Here is a 20488-nt window from a genome sequence, read left to right on the forward strand (position 1 = left end):
CAATACGTAGCGCGGCTTTGTCGTGGACCAAAGCCCACCTGACGCGCAGTCAATGTGCGCAAAAGGGCGCCAAAAGGCGCCCTGTTCGGTCAATGTGATCAGTTGGGGATGATCTCGATATCGACCCGACGGTTCTGCGCCTTGCCCGCAGCGGTCAGGTTCGATGCAGCAGGACGACTTTCGCCCAGACCAATGGTCGAGATCCGCGCGCCATTCACGCCATTCGCTTGCAGAATATCCGCGACCGAGCGCGCGCGACGTTCGGACAGGCCCTGATTATACGAGGCCTCGCCATCGCTGTCGGTGTGGCCGATAACCTGCACGTTCGAATTGGGATAGCGCGTCAAGTTCTGACCCACCTTCACCAGATCGGCCCGTAACGCCGGACGCACGGTCGCGCTGTCGGTGTTGAAAGTAATGTCGTTGGGCACGGTCACGATCAGGCGGTTGCCTGCGTTCACAATAGTAATGCCGTCATTGGCCAGTTGCTGCCGCAGCTCTGCCGCTTGCTGGTCCAGCTGATTGCCAATGATTCCACCGCCTGCTGCGCCGATTGCGGCACCGGCCACGGCACCCAGAAGCGGGTCCGAGTCGTTGGCAATCGCCCCAACGCCCGCGCCAACAATACTGCCCAGAATTGCACCTTGCTTGGCGTTCTGGTTCGGATCGGCCGGAAGGTTCAGGGTACCGGGGTCCGTACAAGCACCCAGAAACATGGCCGAGCACAGCCCGGCGGTTACAAAAAACTTGGAAATCGTCATGAATTCACCTTCTGCTCTGGACCTGTTTTTTAGGTCCATGTTGTTTGAGGCAGTATATCGTGCCTAGTGCAGGCAGGCTCAAGCAACAATGCGGTGATATGGGCAGTTACTCGCCGTCTAATGGGCTTTTGGTCCAGTCTCCCATTGGTTTTGTTCCTGCCAGATGGCGCGCAACGGCTCTCCCTGACCGCAAAAATGGTCATCTATCAGTTCGCAGGCCCAGATTCGATCCGTGCGGAAGTGGCGAAACCCGCTACGAAGCTCGCACCAGGCGACCAGCATGGTGCATTCTATGTGATAAATCAGAGCGACAGGCCGCACGACACGTTCGGTTTTTTCCTCTTGGGCATTGATGTAGGTGATGCGAATCTTGCGCTCGACGCGGATGGCCTCTCGGTAGTTCACAACGGGGATACAGCCCTTGTCGGGATCGTCGATCGGTGCGCCCCACGGCGCCACTTGCAACCAGTCCGCAGGCGCGCGCAGTGCCTCGATCTTGCGGCACACCCGGTCGGCAGCCTGTTGCAACGTACTGTCCCCGGTGCGGGCCAACATTGACAGGCCAACCCACAGCGCCTCAACTTCTTCGGCGTCGAAATTCAGGGGCGGCAGGTCATACCCGCGCCGCATCATGTAGCCGACCCCTGCTTCGCCCTCAATCGGAGTGCGTTGCGCCTGAAGTGCCGCGATGTCGCGATACACCGTACGCACCGAAACTTCGAGCTTTTCGGCCAGCACCTCGGCTGTGACCGGCGCGTCGGTGGCGCGCAGGATCTGGATGATTTCAAACAAACGGGTCGAGCGACGCATGGCGGTCTCCGGAGTTTTTCTGCTGACACCTTAGCACACCCCCCTGACAAGGTGGTGTCAGTAGTGATGCGCCAGATTGGATCACCAACACAGGAGATCCGCCATGCCAAGCCGCGACAATCACGTCATGATGACACTGCAACTTGGGCGTTGGTCGCAGGACCACAACCTGCGGGCGTTTGAAATCGAACGCGAACTCATGTCCACTCGACAACCCTGCGCCCCGCGGCGACGAATTAGGCGGTTTTCGCTTGGAAACTTGAAACTGCTCTGGACCGGGACGGCTTAGAAATCCGCCACGGCGCGGAACTTCATCGACGCGCCGCCATCGGGGCTTTTCAACCTTAGCTCTTCGGAATGCAGCATCAGTCGCGGATAGTCCCGCGCTGGCCCTTCCGCGTAAAAGGGATCGCCCAGAATGGCATGACCCAGCGATTGCATGTGCACGCGCAACTGATGCGAGCGACCGGTTTTCGGAAACAGACGGATACGTGTCGTCTCACCCTCATGTTTCACCACGCGCCAGTCGGTTACGGCGGGTTTTCCGGTCTCGTGGCACACCATCTGACGGGGGCGGTTGGGCCAGTCGACAATCAATGGCAGATCGACAGTGCCGATCTTGTCCTCAACCTTCCCCCAAACGCGGGCGATATAAGTCTTGCGGGTCTGGCGCTTTTCGAACTGCATACTCAGATGACGCTGCGCATGCGACGTCTGCGCAAACACCATCACGCCCGACGTATCCCGATCCAGCCGATGCACCAGCAGCGCCTGAGGGAACACCGCTTGTACACGGGTCAGCAAGCAGTCGGCCAGATGCTCTCCGCGTCCTGGCACTGACAACAGACCCGAGGGTTTATTGACCACAATCAATTGCGCATCTTCGTGCAGCACATCCAGTGGGGTCAGAGGGGGATTATAGGCGTCGCTCATGCGCGCCTGCCTATCTTACCGCGCCCCCTCCCGCAACGTCGGCCTTGCCTGCCCTGAACGGTTCGGCAAATCTGTTCCAAAGCGGAGGAGAATAGATGCACCCAACTATCGAGCGTATGCAAGAGGTCGTCGCCAAGGGCGATGAAACCCTGATCCTTGAGTTGCTGGCCGAAGACGTGCGTTTTTTGCCCCCCACCTATTTCAGCACATGGACCGGGCGAGAACCCGTGGCGGCCGTGCTGGGACATGTGGGACAGGTGTTTTCTGATTTCCATTATCGCCGGATCATGGGGGACGGCAAGGATTGGGCGCTGGAGTTTCAGTGCAAGATCGGTGATCTGGATGCGGTTGGCGTTGACCTGATCACGCTGAACGATGACGGGCTGATCCAGGATTTCGAGGTCGTCATGCGCCCCTACAAAAGCGTTGGCGCCCTGCGCGAAGCGATGATGTCCCGCGTTATGACCGACGCGCGGTTCCTCAAGTTCAAAGACGCTTTAAGCTGATATGCCTCTCGCCGCTGATCAACTTTTACGCGTTCCCCTGTTGCCCGTGCTGGCGGCACAGGGGTTTTCCGTACGCCGGAACGCGCGGTTCCTGCCCGAACCCTCAGGTCCACGTGAAGGCCGAGAAGGGCGCGGTCCCCGGTTGCGTCTTCTGATTGCCGGGGACAGCTCAGCCGCTGGTGTCGGCGCAGGCACTCAATCACAAGCGTTATCGGGGTGTTTGGTCCGAGAACTGTCTCGCCACTACGCTGTAGAGTGGCGGTTAGAGGCGACAACCGGGCACACGACGTTGGACACGATCGAACGCCTGCAGGCTTTGAACGGGCAATTCGACATGGCGGTGACCGCTCTGGGCGTCAACGACGTCACGCGGGCTGTTTCCCAAAGGGTTTTCATGGAACGGCAGTCGCGGCTGCTTGCGTTGCTGACGGGTAAGCTGGGCGCGCGGCGCGTTGTTGTAACCGCCGTACCACACATGAACCGCTTCCCCGCGTTGCCCCAACCACTGGCCTGGGTCCTGGGCCAACAAGCCGCCCGGTTGGATCTTGGGTTGCGAGATGTCGTGGAAAGTTGCGCTCAGGCACGACATCTCACTCTCGATCTGCCGGACGACCCGGCACTTGCGGCACCTGACGGGTATCATCCAAGCCCGAAAACCTATGCCATATGGGCGGCAGAGGCCGCGCGCCTATTGCGTCAGGCCTGAGCCCGTATCTGCCGGATCATCGGGATCGAATACACGACCAAAGCCGTCCAGATCAGCGGGAAAGCGATCATGCGGCCCCGGTCAATCTGCTCGCCGAACACAGCTATGGCGGTGATGAAGATCATGGTGGGCGCGATGTATTGCAGGATGCCCATCGTCGACAACCGCACCAGTTTGGCCCCGTTTGCATAGACCAACAATGGCACAGCCGTCACGATCCCAGCACAGGCCAGCAGCAGGGTGTCCGTAAGCCCCATGCCAAAATGCCCTGTGCCCTTCACGCCAAGCAAGGTGACATACATCAGGGCTGGAATCAGCAGGATCAGCACCTCAAGCAAAAAACCCTGATTGGGCCCGATGGGCAAAGACCGTTTGAAAAACGCATAAAACCCCCAGCTGACCATCAGACCCAACGCAGGCCACGGCAAGCTGCCTGCTTCGACGACCAGCACCAGCACCCCCAGCGCCGCAATCGCCACCGCCGCCAATTGTGTCTTGGTCAAAGGCTCTCGCAACAACGCCGCGCCCAAGGCGATGCTGAACAGCGGGTTGATGTAGTACCCCAGCGCCGCATCCAATGCCCGGTCATTGGCAATAGCCCACACATAAATGGCCCAATTCACCGAGATCAGCGCCGCAGTCAAACACGCCATAACCAGCATCTTCGGGTTCACCAGCGCCGCCTTCAAATCCTGCGTCCGCCCCAAAGCGACCAGCAGCAACCCCGCCACCGGCACTGACCAGATAATACGGTGCGAGACAATCTCGATCGGCCCGACATGCGCCATGGCTTTCATATAGAGCGGCAAGAATCCCCACAAAACATAGGCTGTGACAGCCAATACCAACCCCTTGGGCGTGTCTGCGGCATTCTGTGGGATGGGTGTGTTTGCCACGGCGGGTCTCCGATTGATATCGGACTCTCTACGGCAAACCTCTGCCCTATGAAAACCACGAAAACTGTGAAGCCGGCCATCAGGAATTCTGATACGTCACATGTTTGGAACCAAACCAACATGCGAGGCTCTGCCTCGCGCTCCGAGATATTTTTGGCCAGATGAAGCACGGATCCTGCACTTCATCTGGCCTCAAATACCTCGGGGGAGTCGCGCCTTGCCGCGGCGGGGGCAGCGCCCCCTTTTCCCGCGTTTCAGACTTTTACGCGTTCCGATTTGGGATCGTACATCGGTTTCAGCGAGGCTTCTGCTTTGACCTTCACGCCGCAGACGTCGATCTCATAGCTTGAGGCAAGCACATCCGCAGCCTTCTCGCCCGCACAGGGCACATAGCCCAGACCGATGGCGCCACCCAGCATGTGGCCATAATTGCCCGAACTCAGATAACCCACATATTCGCCATCCCGCAGAATGGGTTCATTGTGGAACAGCAGTGGCTCGGGGTCAGTCAGTCTGAACTGGAACAACCGGCTTTGCGGCCCGCTTTCCTTACGGGCAATAACCGCCTCACGTCCGATGAAATCGCAGCCCTTGTCGGTTTTCACGGCAAAACCCAACCCCGCATCAACTACATGATCCTCACAGGTGATGTCGTGGCCGAAATGGCGGAATCCCTTCTCGATCCGGCAAGAGTCCATCATATGCATCCCGCAGAGTTTCAGACCCATATCTTGCCCGGCCTCGTACAGGGTTTCGAACACGTGGCCCGCCATGTCGGAGGAGACGTAGATCTCCCACCCCAGCTCGCCCACATAGGTGACGCGGTGCGCCCGGGCGAGGCCCATGCCCATCTCGATCTCTTGCGCGGTGCCAAACGGGTTGGCCGCGTTCGAGAAATCGGCGGGCGAGACCTTTTGCAGCAGCGCGCGCGCGTTGGGGCCCATGACGGCCAGAACGCCCTCACCTGCGGTGACATCGGTGATGACCACGTTGAACCCACCCGCGTGGCGATGCATCCAGGTTTGATCGGCCAGACGGGTGGCGGCGGGGGTGACCACCAGATAGGCGGTCTCGGTCAGGCGGGTTACGGTCACGTCCGCCTCGATCCCTCCGGTGCGGTTCAGGAACTGGGTGTAGACGATCTTGCCATTGGGCACTGAGTAATCGCCACCTCCAATGTAGTTCATGAACGCCTCGGCATCCGGCCCTTCGACGCGGATTTTGCCGAAGGAGGACATGTCATACATGCCCACATTCTCGCGCACCGCACGGTGTTCAGCGGCGGAGTTTTCGAACCAGTTCTGGCGCTTCCAGCTATAGTGGTACTCGCGTTCCTGACCTGCGTTGGCGAACCAGTTGGCGCGCTCCCACCCGGCCAATTCACCCATGACGGCCCCCTGTTCCAGCAGGTGATGGTGGAACGGAGTGCGCCGCACGCCACGCGCTGTGGCCTTCTGGCGATAGGGGTAGTGGTCGGCGTAAAGCAGGCCCAACGTTTCCTTGGACCGTTCGAACAGATACTTCTTGTTGCCCTGAAACGGCTGCATCCGGCTGATATCCACATCGCCCAGATCAAACGGTTTCTCGCCGCTGTCCATCCACTCGGCCAGCGCCATACCCGCGCCTCCGGCAGATTGGATACCGATCGAGTTGAACCCGGCCGCGACCCAGACATTGTCCATTTCAGGCGCGAGGCCCAGATGATAAGCATCGTCGGGCGTGAAGGATTCCGGCCCGTTGAAGAAGGTATGAATCCCCGCCTCGGCCAGCATCGGCATCCGGTTTACTGCCGCCTCAAGGATCGGCTCGAAGTGGTCGAAATCCTCGGGTAGTTGGTCGAACTCGAAACTGTCGGGGATGCCCTCCATGGCCCATGGCTTCGCGTTGGGTTCAAACGCGCCCAGCAAGATTTTGCCCGCGTCTTCCTTGTAATAGGCGCACTCATCCGGCACGCGCAGAACCGGCAGCTGGGTCAGGCCGTCAATGCCTTCGGTAACGATATAGAAATGCTCACACGCGTGCAGCGGGACGTTCACGCCCGCCATTCGACCGACCTCATGCCCCCACATACCGGCGCAGTTCACCACCATATCGCATTCGGTATGACCCGAGCCGCTGCCGTCATCGGCAACCCAGTCGACGCCCGTGACCGTGCGCCCCTGTTTGACGATATCGGTGACTTTCACCCGTTCCTTGACGATCCCGCCGCGTTGCCGCGCGCCCTTGGCCAGCGCCAGTGCAATATTGGCCGGGTCGCCCTGCCCGTCCAGCGGCAGATAGACCGCGCCCTTGACGTCTTCGACATTCAGATGCGGGTACATCTCTTTGACGCGCTCGTTCGAGATTTCTTCGACCTCGACCCCAAAGGCGCGGGCCATGGCGGCCTGACGGTAGATCTCTTCCTTACGCTCCTCGGTCAGCGCCACGGTGATCGAACCGCAGCGTTTGAACCCGGTGGCCACGCCGGTCTCTTCTTCGAGCGAGCCGTACAGTTCCTGCGAATACTTCGCCAGTTTGGTCATGTTCGCCGTCGCCCGCAGCTGCGCGATCAGACCCGCCGCGTGCCATGTGGTGCCGCTGGTCAGCTGCTTGCGCTCCAGCAGAACGACATCACTCCAGCCCTTCTTAGTCAGGTGATATGCGACCGAGCATCCGATAACGCCGCCGCCGATAATGACCACTCGGGCCTTTTGGGGAAGATCAACCATCCTGAAATCTCCGCGCTGTCAGGTTTGGGCCAAAATGCCACGGAAGATCGACAACAAATGCGCCAAAAGCGTCACAAAATCGGTAATTTTCACCGATGTGTCGCGCGCTTTTCGCGACGAAGAACAAAGGGCGTGACGCCGAAAAAGCTTTTGTAAACAGACGAAAACCCGTTCGGGAACCCGCAGGCCAGGCCGATCTCGCGCACGCTCATGGTGGTGTTGAGAAGCAGGTTGTTGGCCTTGGCCAGCCGCATCTCGCGGTAGAACCCGTTGGGGGTGGTGCCGAAGAAGGTCTTGAACTTGCGCTCGAGCGAGCGGTTGGACAGATGCAGTTCCTCGACGATCTGATGGATCGGCAAAGGGTCTTCGATATTGGCCTGCATCAACTTGATGCACTGGTCCAGCTTGGCATCCCCGGTGGCGGTCAGACGTGTGCCGGAAAACGGCTGCATCGAGGAGAAATCGCGGATATTTTCGTGCAGCATGATATCGGCAACAGTCATCTTGGCGGGTCCCGAGATATGACGGCCAATCACCGACAACGCCACATCCGTCGTCGCCTCCATCCCCGCGCAGGTCACGACAGCGCCTTGTCGCGTCGCGATGGACAGCTTGGCCTCGAACCGGGCGCCGCGTTCGCGCAAGAACGAGGCGTTTTCCCAATGGGTTGCCATATCCTCGGTGCCGTGTTCGTCGATATAGCGGCTGGCGGCTTCAGCCAGCAAAAACACCTGTGCGCCGCGATAGGTGTAATCCGACACCACGCGACCCAAGGACAGATCGGGGTGATCGGGGTCGGTATTGCCGATGACAAACAGGTAGTCCGCTTTGGGTTGGGCGCTGACAGGCTCGGTCTGAATCATCGCGTCGCTGCTGGAATGAATAGGCCCGCCCTTCAAAGATTTATACGCATAGGTAAAGGGCGGACGCGGACAAACGCGATTGGCCAGCCGCAGCACCTCGACCAGCGACGCCAGTTCCAGCAGCACATAGCCGGGGGCGACGAGGATATCGAAATGCTGCTGACCCGCCATCGCCCTAGACGATCCGGTGTCGGGCGGCGTGCAGCGCGTGGGCCAGCGCTTCGATATGATCGGGGCCGACTTCGCAGCAGCCACCGACGATGGTGGCCCCGTGTTCGACCCAGGACATGGCGAAATCGGCATAGGCTTCGGGGGTCAGATCATGACGTTCTTGCAGCGCATCGACGGTGGGGGCGTCTTCCAAAAACCCTTGTGTGATGCCGGTGAAGCCATTGGCATAGGCCCCGTAAGGGCGGCCCATCGTTTCAAGGATCATCAGTGCGGGCATCACCGATTCCGGGCGGGTACAGTTGATCAGAACCGCATCGGGCGCGAAGCGATCGACCAGAGGCGCGACCTGCGCCAGATGCTCGCCCGAACGCAGGCGGGTGCCGTCATTATCCATCACTGACAGCGCCAGCCAGACGGGTTTGGTTGCGCTTTCCGTCCCGCGCAACGCGCCTTCGGCCTCTTGCAGGGACGAGACGGTTTCCAGCAGGAATAGGTCCACCCGGTCGTTCATCAGACCGACCAGCTCGGCATACTTCAAGGCCGCGTCTTCCACATCGGGCTTCAGGTCGGGCCGGTATGAGGCCAGAAGCGGCCCCAGTGCCCCTGCGATCCGCCCGCTCGAGGGCGGCCGCGCGCGTTCTGCCTGTGTCAGCGCCGAGTCGATCAGGGCGGGCAGTTGATCCTCGATCCCTTCGCGCACCAAGCGCGAGCGGTGCACGGCATAGGTGTTCGTGGTCGCCACCGTCGCGCCACGGCGGAAGTAATCGGCATGGACTTGCCCCACCAGTTCGGGCTGATCTATCATCACGCGCGTTGACCACAAAGGCGTGGGCTTTTCGCCACCGCGCTTGACCAGTTCCTGCCCGATCGAGCCGTCCAACAGGGTGATATCCGCCATAGCCTTACCTTTCCTCAGGGAATGAGAACCAGTTTTCCCGCAAATGCTTTGGACTGAAAGTCCTCTTGCGCTTTGGCGATATCTCTTAGCGGATAGGTTTTTGAGATCAAAGGTTTGATCCGGCCTGCGTTCATAAGTTCGACCAATCGTCCGAAAACCTCGAAGGCCTGATGGGTGCAGCCGTGGATGGTGATGTCGCGCAAATAGATATCGCGCAGATCGGCCTGAACGATGGGGCCGGCGATGGCACCAGATACCGCATACTGCCCGCCGGGTTTCAGCGACAGGATCAGGTTGGGCCACGCGGGACCGCCGACGACGTCGATCACCACATCGAACATGTCTTTCGGCAAGGGCGCGTTTCGGTCAAACGTATCCGTTGCCCCTTGATCTTTGACCACATCGGCTTTGGCTGGGCTGGTGACACCCCACACGGTCGCTCCGCGTAGCCGGGCAAGTTGCACAGCAGCCAGACCGACCCCGCCCGAAGCTCCGGTGATTAAAACCTTGTGGCCTGCAGTCACGCCTGCGCGGGTCAGCAGGTTTTCCGCCGTGCCAAAAGCACAGGGGATGGCAGCGATCTCGGCATCCGACAGCGGTGAGGCCGAGACGTCATACAGGTCCGACGCCTCAACCAAACAATATTGCGCGAAGGCCCCGTCAATCTCGGACCCCAGCGCGATAAACCCGGTCGGGTTGCCGGGGCGTGGGCGCGGCAGGTTGATCGGGCAGGTTACACGCTGGCCGGGTTGGAACCCAGTCTCGGGTCCGGCAAGTTCAACGATGCCGCACAGATCGCCGCCCTGAATGCGCGGGAAGTGTAACGCGCCACCCCAGCCGCCCGCGTCGACCTCCTGATCCACCGCATCCGTCGCGCCGGTAATGTCTGAGGAATACCAGCCGACACGTGTGTTGATATCGGTGTTGTTGACCCCAGCTGCCGCGACCCGAACCAGCACCTGACCGGGCCCGGGTTGTGGCACCGGGATATCCGCGCGCCACTCCAGCGCCTCTGGCCCGCCGTGGCGGGTCAGGTGAACGCCCTGCATGACGCGCGGAACAGCCATGGTCAGGCCCGCAGCCGGTCGTTGGCCGGATCCCAGAGGGGTTGATCCTCTTGCACCACAGCGGGGTATTTCTGGCCGTAGATCTCGACCTCCAACGCGGTGCCCGGATTTGCCAGTTCCGACTTGATCATGCCCAGCGCGATGGATTTGCCCACGCGATAGCCCCATGCGCCCGATGTGGTCTCGCCCACGATCTGGTCGCCTTGCCAGATGCAGGACATGTAAGGCGCGTCGCAGTCACCGGCCTCGACCGTCAGCGTCACGAAGGACTTCTTCACCCCCTGCTGCTTTTCGTTCAGGATCGCGGCCTTGCCGGGGAAATCCTGCGGCTTGTCTAGTTTGACGAAGCGCCCCAGCCCGCCTTCCAGCAGAGAGTAATCGGTCGACAGGTCGCCCTTCCACGCGCGGTAGCCTTTTTCGATCCGCAGCGAGTTCAGCGCATACATGCCAAACGGCGTGGCACCAGCCTCAAGGATCGCGTCATAGATCGCAGGCATGTCGTCGTTCAGAGCGTGAACTTCCCAACCCAGTTCGCCAGCAAAGGATACGCGGATCAGATAGGCGGGTTTCCCTGCCACAGTGGCGGCCTGATGGGTCAGCCATCCCAGCGACAGGTCGGCATCGGTCAGACCCGACAGGATGTCCCGCGACTTCGGCCCGGTGACGATCAGCGTGTCGCGGGTGGTGGTCACATCCTCGACATTGACGCCCGAGGGCATCGCATTCACCAGAATGTCCCGGTCGTGCCATTGCGCGGTGGCGGCGGTGATCATGACGAACTCATCTTCGCCCAGACGCAAGCAGGACATCTCGGTCAGGATGCGGCCCCGGTCGTCGGCGATATAGACCAGATTGATCCGGCCCACCTTGGGCAGACCGCCCGTCACCAGCCCGCGCAGTGCCTCGGCAGCACCTTCGCCCTTAACCATGAAGCGCGAGAAACCCGGCAAGTCCAGCACGCCGCAATGGTCGCGCACGGCCTCGCATTCTTCTTTGATCCGCTGCTCCCACGGGCCAGAGCGACCCCATGTATGCGTCGCATCCAGCGAGGTATCGTCGCCCGGCTTGGCGAACCAATTGGCGCGTTCCCAGCCGTTATAGGCTCCCATAACGCCGCCCAGTTCCTTGATCTTGTCATGAACCGGAGACAGCTTCTTGTCGCGCGCCGCAGGCCATTCGTGATGGGGGAAGTGCATGGCGTATTCGTTGCCATAGACCTCCATGCCCTTCTGGTTGCAATAGTCTTGATCGGTGTAGTCGGTGTAGCGGCGTGGATCGACGGCCCACATATCCCATTCGGTCGCGCCATCGACGATCCATTCGGCAAGCACCTTGCCAGCGCCACCGCCCTGCGCGATGCCGAAGGTAAAGGTGTGCGCCTCAAACGCGTTGCTTACGCCGGGCATCGGCCCGATCAGAGGCAACCCATCCGGCGCGTAAGGGATCGGGCCATTGATGACACGTCCAACGCCCGAAGTTGCCATCAGCGGCACCCGCTCCATCGCGTCGGTGACGATGTCTTCGATCCGGTCCAGATCGTCGTTCCAAAGCTGGAAGCTGAAATCCTCGGGCATCGGATCGTCTTCGGTCATCCAATGGCCCTTGCAGTTGGGCTCATACGGCCCAAGGTTGAAGCCGTTCTTCTCCTGCCGCAGGTAGTACGAGATATCCACGTCGCGCAGCAGCGGCAGCTTGCCGCCGTTTTCCTTTGACCACGCTTCCACCTCGGGGATTTCATCGGTCAGCAGGTATTGGTGGCTCATGACCATCGCTGGTACCGTGCGCCCGCCAAAGGGTTTGAACCATTCGCCCACACGCTGCGCATAGTACCCAGCGGCGTTGACCACGTAATCGCAGGCGATATCGCCCTTTTCGGTATGCACAGTCCATGTATCGTCGTCATGCTGTGTCACGCCAATCGCCGGGCAGAAACGGATGATTTTTTGCCCCATGTCCCGCGCGCCTTTGGCCAGAGCCTGCGTCAGTTGCGCCGGGTCGATGTCGCCGTCGGTCGGATCGTAAAGCACGCCCTCAAGGTCATGGGTTTCAAGGAACGGATAGCGTTCCTTGGCCTCTTCGGCGGTCCACATCTCCATCGGGATGCCTTGGTAGCGGCCCATGGACAGGGCGCGTTCGAACTCCTGCATCCGTTCCTTGCTGTGCGCCAGACGGATCGAGCCCGAAACGTGGTAGTTCATCGGGTAATCAACCTCATCTGCCAGCCGCGAATACAGCTCGGTCGAATAGCGTTGCATGTTCATGATCGCCCACGAGGTCGAGAATGTCGGCACATTGCCCGCCGCGTGCCAGGTGGACCCGGCCGTCAACTCGTTCTTTTCCAGCAGAACGCAGTCGGTCCAGCCCTTCTTGGCCAGATGATAAAGCGATGAACAGCCGACGACGCCGCCGCCGATGATGACCACACGGGCCTTGGTTGGAAAATCACTCATGGTTTTGCTTCCCTGTTAGTATGCCCGCTGGGGCAGATCGTCCTGAATGTCGTAGTAGTCGCCCTTGTCGGCGACGAAGATATGTTGGGCGAGTTTCAGCCCGGTGGGCTCGTCCAGAGACCCTATTGAAACCGCAATCGTGTCCTCATCATTGTGCTGCCAAAACAGGAACGAGCCGCAGGCGCTGCAAAAGCCGCGCTTGGCGATGTCCGAGGCGCGATACCAACCCAGCGTCTCACTGGAGGTAAAGCTGAGGTTGTCTTCATGCGTCTCGCAGGAGGCCCACAGATGACCCGATTGCCTGCGGCATTGGCCGCAATGGCAGACGTTGGGTGCGGCGAGGTCTCCGTCAATGTTGAAGGCGACCTTGCCGCAGAGGCAGGAACCGGTGTGCATGTCTTTACCCCCTTGCTGTAGGCGTTGCGCTGGTGCCCAGCAACACGCCGTAGATGATGAAACAGGTCGCCATCACGCGGCGGACCCAGATGTTGAACACAGCCCCCAGCGCAGCCTTGCCCATCAGCGCACCCAGCAGGGTGAACCCCGTGTAGCTGAGCGTTGTGATGACCAGCGCGGTGGGCATGATCACCCCCATCTGCTGCCAGACCGGCACGTCGGGCTGCACGAATTGCGAGAAGGCCGCCAGATACCCGGCCACGCTTTTGGGGTTGATCGTCGCCACCGCCAGTGCGTGCAGATAGACGTGGCGCGCGGGTCGCTCGGTCGCGGGCGCGGGTTTGCTGGCATTGATCCAGCCGCGGATGCCCATCCAGATCAAGAACCCCGCGCCGATCAGTTTGGCGATGAAAAACCCGGTGGGTGAGGCCGCGATCAGCGCCGTGACGCCCAGCGCCGACAGGACCAGAAAGGCGCTGGCCTGTGTCAGGATCGCCAGCACGCCCAACATCGCCTTGGCAAAGGGCAGGCTCATCCCGTTTGAGATACAATTGACCGCATTCGGTCCCGGTGTGGTGACGAACACCACCCAGAACAGGGCGAATAGGGTCCAGGCCTCGAAGCTCATTCAATACACCGGCGGGGCGATAACCCAGATGGCCACGGCGGGCTCATCATAGGGGTTCGCCCAGTGATAGGATTCGTGTTTGATGCGGAAACTGTCCCCCGGCCCGACCGAAAACTGCCGCCCGCCAATCGTCAGGTCCAGCCGCCCCGAGATCATATAGCCCACCTCTTGCGTCGGGCGGTCGGCGGGGGTCTGCATCTGCGAGCGGGGCTCGAAGGTGGAATGCACCATCTCAAAATCATCGGTCAGATCGGGCGATAGCAATTCCTCGATCAGTCCTTCTTCGCCCGATCCCATCGGGCGGCGTGATCCGGCGCGGACCACATATCCCTGTTCATCCGCCGGGGCGGCAGAATGGGCAAACAGCATCGACATGGGCACGCCCAGACAATCAGCCATCTGTCGCAGGTCCGAGATGGACGGATCGGACATATCCCGCTCGACCTGGCTAAGCCACCCGACCGAGCGGTTCAGCTTTGCCGCAATCTCACTCAGCGTCAGCCCGCGCGCTTTGCGCAGGGCGCGGATATCAGCACCAAGGGTCGCGCTTTGGGGGGCCTGCGAGTTCAATTACCGCTCCGTGTTGTCGTGAAATTTCATCCCTGTTTTTCACGATGGCGCGAATCGATGAAAAAACCAAGCGTTTTTTCACTTGGGTAACGCGGCCACGTTCGGTATCGGTCACGCATGTGGATTGCAGTGATGTATCTTTGGGCGATCAATACCCTGACCCTGCTGGCCTTTGGCTGGGACAAACTTCGCGCTCGGCGGCGCAAGCGCCGTGTGCCGGAACGTCGTCTGCTATGGCTGGCTGCGCTGGGTGGCAGCCCCGGAGCCATAGTCGGGCGGTGGATATTCCGCCACAAGACCCGCAAACGGGGATTTTCGAGGTGGTTATTTGCAATCCTGATCGGTCAGGCCGCTGCTTGCTATGCTGCCTTCACCTTTCTGCCCCCGCTGCTGGGCTAACCGACCTCAGCGTGCGAACACATCGCGGAGGATAGAGGCAAGCCCATCGGCATCTGCCTGAGTAAACGCATCGGGCAGATCGCTGTCGATATCAAACACTGCGATCACCTCACCCTGCGCGTCAAAGACAGGCAGCACCAGTTCCGACCGGGTTGAGGACGCACAGGCGATATGGCCGGGAAATGCGTCCACGTCAGCCACAAGCTGCACCTCTTGGGTCCGGGCCGCTGCGCCACAAACGCCACGGCTAAAGGGGATGACAAGACAACCGTGGCCACCTTGGTAGGGACCAATCTTAAGCAGGTCGGGCTCGGTCACCCGATAAAACCCGGTCCAGTTAAAGCGATCATCGCTGTGATGCACCTCGCAGGTGACGGTCGCCATCAGGGCGACCTCATCCGTTTCACCCTCGGTCAGAGCGGCAATGGCTTTAGCAAGCTGCGCATAGTCGACGGTCATGGTCACTGGTCCGGATCAATTTGCTTTGTGCAGCGACCTATGCCGAAAACGCCAAAGCGTCAAACCCGTTCGATTGCGATCGCCGTCCCTTCACCGCCACCAATGCAGATGGCCGCCACACCCCGTTTGAGGTTCCGCTTTTCCAACGCATTCAAAAGCGTGACCATGATCCGTGCGCCCGAAGCGCCGATTGGGTGCCCTAGCGCACAGGCCCCTCCGTTGACATTGACGATGTCACGGGGCAGGCCCATCTCGCGCATGAAGGCCATGGGCACGACCGCAAAGGCTTCGTTGACTTCCCACAGATCCACATCGTCCTTGGACCACCCGATTTTAGCCAACAAGGACTGCGCCGCAGGAACCGGAGCAGTGGTGAACAAACCCGGTGCCTGAGCAAAGCTGGCATGGCCAAGAATGCGCGCGCGTATGGTAAGCCCGCGGGCCTCGGCAGCATCGGTCGACGCCAGAACCAGAGCGGCAGCACCGTCCGAGATAGAGGAGGAGTTGGCTGCCGTTACCGTCCCGTCTTTGCGAAATGCTGGTTTTAGCGTCGGAATTTTTTCGGGACGCGCCGATTGCGGTTGTTCATCAGCCGAATGAGTGATCTCTCCCTTACGAGAGCGGGTCACGACAGGTGTGATCTCGGCGTCAAAAGCCCCGGTTTCCTGCGCGGACAGCGCGTTGGACAACGAACGCACGGCGTATTCATCCTGCTCTTCACGCGTGAACTGATACGCCTCGGCACAATCCTCGGCGAAGGTTCCCATCAAACGGCCTTTGTCATAGGCATCCTCGAGCCCATCCAGAAACATGTGGTCTACGACCTGCCCATGACCAATCCGAGCACCGCCACGCATCTTGGGCAGCAGATAAGGTGCGTTCGTCATACTCTCCATCCCGCCGGCAATCATCGTGTCGGAATGACCCAAGGCGATTTGGTCGTACGCAATCATCGCAGCCTTCATGCCCGACCCGCACATCTTGTTCAGTGTGGTGGCGGGAACGTCCTCGCCAAGCCCGGCAGCAAAGCCCGCCTGCCGCGCCGGCGCCTGACCCTGACCGGCCGGCAAAACGCAGCCCATCAAAACCTCGTCCACTGTGTCGGCCTGTGCACCATCAAGCGCCGCACGGATTGCGGCCCCACCTAGTTCGGCAGCGGTGACCCCGTCGAACATCCCCTGAAATCCACCCATCGGAGTGCGTGCAGCCCCTGCGATCACGACCTGTTTCATACGGATGCTCCTCTCAACTTCCCTACCTTTGGATACCGAATGGTAAGATTTGCCGTCTAGCGTATTTCTACCATTTATTTTCAGTTTGAAGGATAGTCGCGTATGAGCCTGACCAGCAAAACGACTGACACAACGCAGGTCATTACGGTCCATTCCGACCGGATTGATGCCGCGATGGCCATCCAGTTCAAAGAAGACATGCGAAGCACGGCACAAGGCGGGGCGCCACGGGTCGTTCTGGATTTGACGGATGTGGAATTCATTGATTCCAGCGGGCTTGGGGCCATCGTGGCGTCGATGAAGCAACTCGGCAGCGAAAGACGCCTGGATTTGGCCGGGCTGCACCCATTTGTCGAAAAGGTGTTTCGGCTAACGCGCATGGATACGGTGTTCAAGCTGTACCCGACATTGGACGATGCGCTGACGGCTGCGGCGGACTGACGGATCTGAATGGGCGCAATGGCCATGTGTGACGAGAATTGCATGGATTTGAACTTTGCCGCGACCGAGGCTGAAGCCAGCACTGGCATCGCCAGAATTAGCACCTGCCTAGAAGCTCAGGGCCTGCCGCAACACAAAGCTGCCGACGTCAAGATCGCGCTGGCCGAGGCGATCAATAATGTCGTTGAACACGCATATGCGGGAATTACACCGGCAAAGGTCAAGGTCAGATGCCGATTGCACGAAAACTGGCTTGAGATCCTGATCTCGGACACAGGCAACCCACTGCCGGGGTTTCGCGTACCTGACGGGGTCCCTGCCCCGCTTGGCTCCTCGCTGGATGATCTGCCCGAAGGTGGGTTTGGCTGGTTTCTGATCCATGAATTGACCAGCGAAATCCGTTATGAACACACGAACGGCTGCAATCGTCTGTCCCTGCGCTTTGACTTTCCACGCTTGGGCTAGACCGAAAATGTCACAATAACGCCCAGATCAGACCATTGTCGCGCCGCAAACAAAGAGCAAAAGTTAACTCGTAGCTCAGATAGCTTCCCTCGGCGCCTAGTGTCACAGCCCCCACCCAGTGAACGGCGCCGAGGAACTTCCCCTTGATTTGACTGGACAATACCAACCCGCGCGATACGTTCGGCGCGTTCAGTCACGGGAGCATCACTATGCGCGATTTCCATACACCGGGCCGGTCACAGGTTCTGGCAACCGAAGGCATGTGTGCCACGTCACATCCTTTGGCGGCTCAGGTTGCGTTGCAAATTCTGCAGCAGGGCGGCAATGCGATGGACGCCGCGATCGCAGGAGCGGTCTTGTTGGGAATTTGCGAGCCGCAAATGACCGGTATCGGCGGCGATTGCTTTGTACTTTTCAATCGTGCGGGCGAAAACAAAGTTCGGGCTCTTAACGGATCAGGTCGCGCGCCTGCTTCGGCCAAAGCGCAAGACCTGCGCGCCAAGGGTTTGGAGACTGTACCCTTGAACACGCCCGAAGCTGTGACAATCCCCGGTGCGGTGGATGCATTTTGCCATTTGGCTGATACCGAGGGAAAACTCGGGCTTGAAACCATTCTTCAACCCGCCGTTCATTATGCCGAAATCGGGGTTCCGGTCGCGCCGCGGGTGGCATTTGACTGGATATCGGGCGCACCCAACCTGCAAGGCGCCGCACGAGACCACTATCTGTTCAACGGGGCCGCACCCGAAATCGGGCAGGTTTTTTGCGCGCCCGGTCAGGCCCAGGTGCTGCGGCAGATTGCCAAATACGGCAGGGATGCGTTTTACACCGGGGACATCGCGCAGGACATGATCGATGCCCTGACAAGCCGCGGCGGCGTACATACAGAAGCGGACTTCGCCTCGACCGCCTTTTCCAAGACGAAACCGGTGAGCGGCTGGTACCATGACACCGAACTGTTCGAACATCCGCCCAACGGTCAGGGGGCCACGGCGATTCTTCTGCTTAATATTCTGAAGAACTTTGATCTGTCCGGTATGGACCCGTTCGGGGTCGAGCGTATTCATATTGAGGCTGAAGCCTCAAAATTGGCCTATGACGCCCGCAACCGGTTCATTGCTGACCCCGATCATATGGCACAGGCTCAGAAGTTCACTGATCAGGGTATTGCCGACAGCTTAGCCGCGTTAATCGAGCCCAATCGCGCGATGCCAGCTGCTGCACCGGTCACTGAGGCAATTCACAAAGATACGATCTATATCACCGTCGTCGATCGCGACCGAATGGCAGTTTCACTGATCTATTCGATCTTCCACAGTTTTGGCTCGGGCATCGCATCTGAGAAATATGGGATTTTGCTGCAAAACCGCGGCGCTGGGTTCACGCTGCAACAGGGCCACCCCAACGAAATGGGCGGCGGCAAACGCCCGATGCATACCATCATTCCAGGCATGGTCATGCAGGACAACCGGATCACCATGCCCTTCGGCGTGATGGGCGGAGCGTTCCAGCCAACTGGCCATGCGCGCCTGTTGTCGAACCTCACCGATCACGGTTTGGACCTTCAGACCAGCATCGACGCGCCACGCGCATTCGCTGATGGGGGTGTACTGAAACTCGAGCGCGGAATTCCGCGCAAGGTGGCTGAACAATTAGGCGACATGGGTCACAAAGTTGAAATTCCGGAAACCCCGCTCGGCGGTGCCCAGGCAATCCTCATCAAAGAGGACGGTGTGCTTGAAGGCGCAAGCGATCCCAGAAAAGACGGTTGCGCGCTTGGCTACTGACCAAGCGCCGACTGCCCCGTTGTCAGTTCAGGTGAAAGTGCAAAGGGTACGCACCGTTTTCGAACGGACCGAACATGTCGGGAATATCGGGATGTTCCACCGGTTCGCCCGACTGGTCAGCAACCAGATTTTGTTCAGAAACATAAGCAACATAGAAGGATTGGTCGTTTTCGGCCAGCAAATGATAGAACGGTTGTTCCCTGAGCGGACGACTGTCTTCCGGTATCGCTTGATACCATTCTTCCGTGTTCGAGAATTCCGGATCCACATCAAAAATGACCCCTCGGAAGGGATGTTTTTTGTGGCGAACCACCTGACCCAGACGGTACTTGGCGTTTGTCTTCAGCATATCTTCAGCCCCCAAAGGTCTTACTACTCTTTTATGCGCTGAAATGCCAATCAATGATCGGAAATTAAGGGAAACAGTCTGTGAACCTCTTACTGACAGTGTTTGAAATTGTTGCTCCGGTCTTTCTTTTGGCCGGAATCGGCTATGCGTGGGTCAGGTTCGGATTCGAATACCGACTGGAATTCGTGACTCGTTTGGCGGTCACGCTTGCAGTACCCAGCCTTATTTTTGTTGCCCTTATGCAAACTGAGATTCCCGCAGGCGAGCTGACGCGATTCACACTGGCGGCCATTGTTGGCCATCTGGTACTTGCTGTCGCATTCGGTTTATTTGTGCGGTTTTCCGGGCTGGATCGCAGAACCTACCTTGCACCGCTCATCTTTGGAAACACGGGCAATTTGGGGCTACCGCTTTGCATTTTTGCCTTTGGCCAGGCCGGGCTTGGATTTGCCGTGATCTTTCTGGCCGTCACTGCACTTTTCTCTTTTACATACGGGATTTATCTGGTTGCTGGCAAAGGCGCGTTTGGCAAAGTAGCACGCGAACCGATGGTATGGGCCACTTTGCTAGGCGCGCTATTTCTGTGGCGCGGGTGGGAAACGCCACTGTTCCTGACCAATACACTGGATCTATTGGGACAAATGGCTATTCCAATGATGCTGATCACTGTCGGCGTCGCAATAGCGCGCCTGACCACCCGGAATTTGGGGCAAGCTATCTGGCTTTCAGCGTTGAAACTGGCGGTCTGTTTCGCGCTTGGCTGGGGTATCGCACTGGCGTTCGCTTTGGATTCGGTCGCATTCGGTGTTCTGGTGCTGCAAATGTGTGCGCCCGTGGCCGTGACCTCTTACTTGCTGGCCGAACGCTTCGAAGCCGACGCGGACGCAGTAGCGGGTATGGTTATGGTCTCGACCGTGATGTCGGTGGGCGCAATGCCTATAATTCTAGCTATTGTGCTGTAACGATTGTGATTTCCTAAACGCTCAATTTGCG

Annotated in this window: 22 protein-coding genes; 7 read left to right on the top strand and 15 right to left on the bottom strand. The window is 59.4% G+C overall.

Annotated elements, in window-relative coordinates:
- Window positions 1-98 precede the first annotated feature (98 nt).
- From GOW48_RS13420 to GOW48_RS13430, 3 genes are all read right to left on the bottom strand, one after another.
- Complete coding sequence (locus tag GOW48_RS13420; protein ID WP_170355355.1) at window positions 99-761, bottom strand: OmpA family protein; 663 nt, start codon at window positions 759-761, stop codon at window positions 99-101.
- A gap of 117 nt (window positions 762-878) precedes the next feature.
- Entirely contained in the window at window positions 879-1571 is a 693-nt protein-coding gene (locus tag GOW48_RS13425; protein ID WP_170754520.1) for a helix-turn-helix transcriptional regulator, read from the bottom strand.
- A 285-nt stretch (window positions 1572-1856) separates the two neighbouring features.
- The gene (locus GOW48_RS13430) at window positions 1857-2504 is read right to left on the bottom strand and encodes an RluA family pseudouridine synthase (RefSeq protein WP_170754522.1); all 648 of its coding nucleotides are present in this window, start codon (window positions 2502-2504) and stop codon (window positions 1857-1859) included.
- 95 nt (window positions 2505-2599) lie between these two features.
- Here GOW48_RS13430 and GOW48_RS13435 point away from each other — a divergent pair, with 95 nt between their 5' ends.
- Both GOW48_RS13435 and GOW48_RS13440 read left to right on the top strand, forming a co-directional pair.
- On the top strand, window positions 2600-3010 hold the full coding sequence (locus GOW48_RS13435; protein WP_170754524.1) for a nuclear transport factor 2 family protein: 411 nt from the start codon (window positions 2600-2602) through the stop codon (window positions 3008-3010).
- A 1-nt stretch (window position 3011) separates the two neighbouring features.
- Window positions 3012-3716: an SGNH/GDSL hydrolase family protein gene (locus tag GOW48_RS13440; RefSeq protein WP_170754526.1), complete on the top strand. Its 705-nt coding sequence runs from the start codon at window positions 3012-3014 to the stop codon at window positions 3714-3716.
- Here the strand turns inward: GOW48_RS13440 and rarD are convergent.
- From rarD to GOW48_RS13485, 9 genes are all read right to left on the bottom strand, one after another.
- A complete protein-coding gene (gene rarD / locus GOW48_RS13445; RefSeq protein WP_170754528.1) occupies window positions 3707-4612 on the bottom strand; it encodes an EamA family transporter RarD in 906 nt (301 codons plus the stop codon). The genes GOW48_RS13440 and rarD overlap by 10 nt on opposite strands.
- Before the next feature lie 254 nt (window positions 4613-4866).
- On the bottom strand, window positions 4867-7320 hold the full coding sequence (locus GOW48_RS13450; RefSeq protein WP_170754530.1) for a GcvT family protein: 2454 nt from the start codon (window positions 7318-7320) through the stop codon (window positions 4867-4869).
- 89 nt (window positions 7321-7409) lie between these two features.
- The gene (locus GOW48_RS13455) at window positions 7410-8354 is read right to left on the bottom strand and encodes a GlxA family transcriptional regulator (RefSeq protein ID WP_170754532.1); all 945 of its coding nucleotides are present in this window, start codon (window positions 8352-8354) and stop codon (window positions 7410-7412) included.
- 4 nt (window positions 8355-8358) lie between these two features.
- Window positions 8359-9252 (bottom strand): homocysteine S-methyltransferase family protein, encoded by an 894-nt coding sequence (locus tag GOW48_RS13460; protein ID WP_170754534.1) that lies wholly within the window; start codon window positions 9250-9252, stop codon window positions 8359-8361.
- A 14-nt stretch (window positions 9253-9266) separates the two neighbouring features.
- Window positions 9267-10319 (bottom strand): alcohol dehydrogenase family protein, encoded by a 1053-nt coding sequence (locus GOW48_RS13465; RefSeq protein ID WP_170754536.1) that lies wholly within the window; start codon window positions 10317-10319, stop codon window positions 9267-9269.
- 2 nt (window positions 10320-10321) lie between these two features.
- The gene (locus GOW48_RS13470; RefSeq protein ID WP_170754538.1) at window positions 10322-12769 is read right to left on the bottom strand and encodes a GcvT family protein; all 2448 of its coding nucleotides are present in this window, start codon (window positions 12767-12769) and stop codon (window positions 10322-10324) included.
- Window positions 12770-12784: 15 nt separating this feature from the next.
- On the bottom strand, window positions 12785-13165 hold the full coding sequence (locus GOW48_RS13475) for a GFA family protein (protein WP_170754540.1): 381 nt from the start codon (window positions 13163-13165) through the stop codon (window positions 12785-12787).
- A 4-nt stretch (window positions 13166-13169) separates the two neighbouring features.
- Window positions 13170-13793: a LysE family translocator gene (locus GOW48_RS13480; RefSeq protein ID WP_170754542.1), complete on the bottom strand. Its 624-nt coding sequence runs from the start codon at window positions 13791-13793 to the stop codon at window positions 13170-13172.
- Entirely contained in the window at window positions 13794-14363 is a 570-nt protein-coding gene (locus tag GOW48_RS13485; RefSeq protein WP_170754544.1) for a helix-turn-helix domain-containing protein, read from the bottom strand.
- Between the two features lie 132 nt (window positions 14364-14495).
- On the opposite strand from GOW48_RS13485, the gene GOW48_RS13490 reads away from it, so the two are divergent.
- Window positions 14496-14762: a DUF1294 domain-containing protein gene (locus GOW48_RS13490; protein WP_234899499.1), complete on the top strand. Its 267-nt coding sequence runs from the start codon at window positions 14496-14498 to the stop codon at window positions 14760-14762.
- A gap of 6 nt (window positions 14763-14768) precedes the next feature.
- Here GOW48_RS13490 and GOW48_RS13495 read toward each other — a convergent pair whose 3' ends face one another.
- Both GOW48_RS13495 and GOW48_RS13500 read right to left on the bottom strand, forming a co-directional pair.
- Window positions 14769-15221, bottom strand: a complete 453-nt coding sequence (locus tag GOW48_RS13495) for a GAF domain-containing protein (RefSeq protein ID WP_170754546.1) — start codon at window positions 15219-15221, stop codon at window positions 14769-14771.
- A gap of 59 nt (window positions 15222-15280) precedes the next feature.
- Entirely contained in the window at window positions 15281-16453 is a 1173-nt protein-coding gene (locus GOW48_RS13500; RefSeq protein ID WP_170754548.1) for a thiolase family protein, read from the bottom strand.
- Window positions 16454-16555: 102 nt separating this feature from the next.
- On the opposite strand from GOW48_RS13500, the gene GOW48_RS13505 reads away from it, so the two are divergent.
- From GOW48_RS13505 to GOW48_RS13515, 3 genes are all read left to right on the top strand, one after another.
- Entirely contained in the window at window positions 16556-16894 is a 339-nt protein-coding gene (locus tag GOW48_RS13505) for an STAS domain-containing protein (RefSeq protein WP_170527408.1), read from the top strand.
- Between the two features lie 42 nt (window positions 16895-16936).
- Window positions 16937-17359, top strand: coding sequence for an ATP-binding protein (locus tag GOW48_RS13510; protein ID WP_234899500.1), 423 nt, complete (start codon window positions 16937-16939; stop codon window positions 17357-17359).
- A gap of 209 nt (window positions 17360-17568) precedes the next feature.
- Window positions 17569-19146, top strand: a complete 1578-nt coding sequence (locus GOW48_RS13515; protein ID WP_170754552.1) for a gamma-glutamyltransferase family protein — start codon at window positions 17569-17571, stop codon at window positions 19144-19146.
- Between the two features lie 22 nt (window positions 19147-19168).
- Here the strand turns inward: GOW48_RS13515 and hspQ are convergent, their stop codons facing one another.
- Window positions 19169-19495 (bottom strand): heat shock protein HspQ, encoded by a 327-nt coding sequence (hspQ, locus tag GOW48_RS13520; RefSeq protein WP_170355374.1) that lies wholly within the window; start codon window positions 19493-19495, stop codon window positions 19169-19171.
- Window positions 19496-19575: 80 nt separating this feature from the next.
- Between hspQ and GOW48_RS13525 the strand changes: the two genes are divergently transcribed.
- Window positions 19576-20457 carry an AEC family transporter gene (locus GOW48_RS13525; RefSeq protein ID WP_170754554.1) on the top strand — a complete coding sequence of 294 codons (882 nt, stop codon included), beginning with the start codon at window positions 19576-19578 and terminating at the stop codon, window positions 20455-20457.
- Window positions 20458-20488 lie beyond the last annotated feature (31 nt).

The organism is Ruegeria lacuscaerulensis (assembly GCF_013033355.1).
Classification (GTDB): domain Bacteria; phylum Pseudomonadota; class Alphaproteobacteria; order Rhodobacterales; family Rhodobacteraceae; genus Ruegeria; species Ruegeria lacuscaerulensis_A.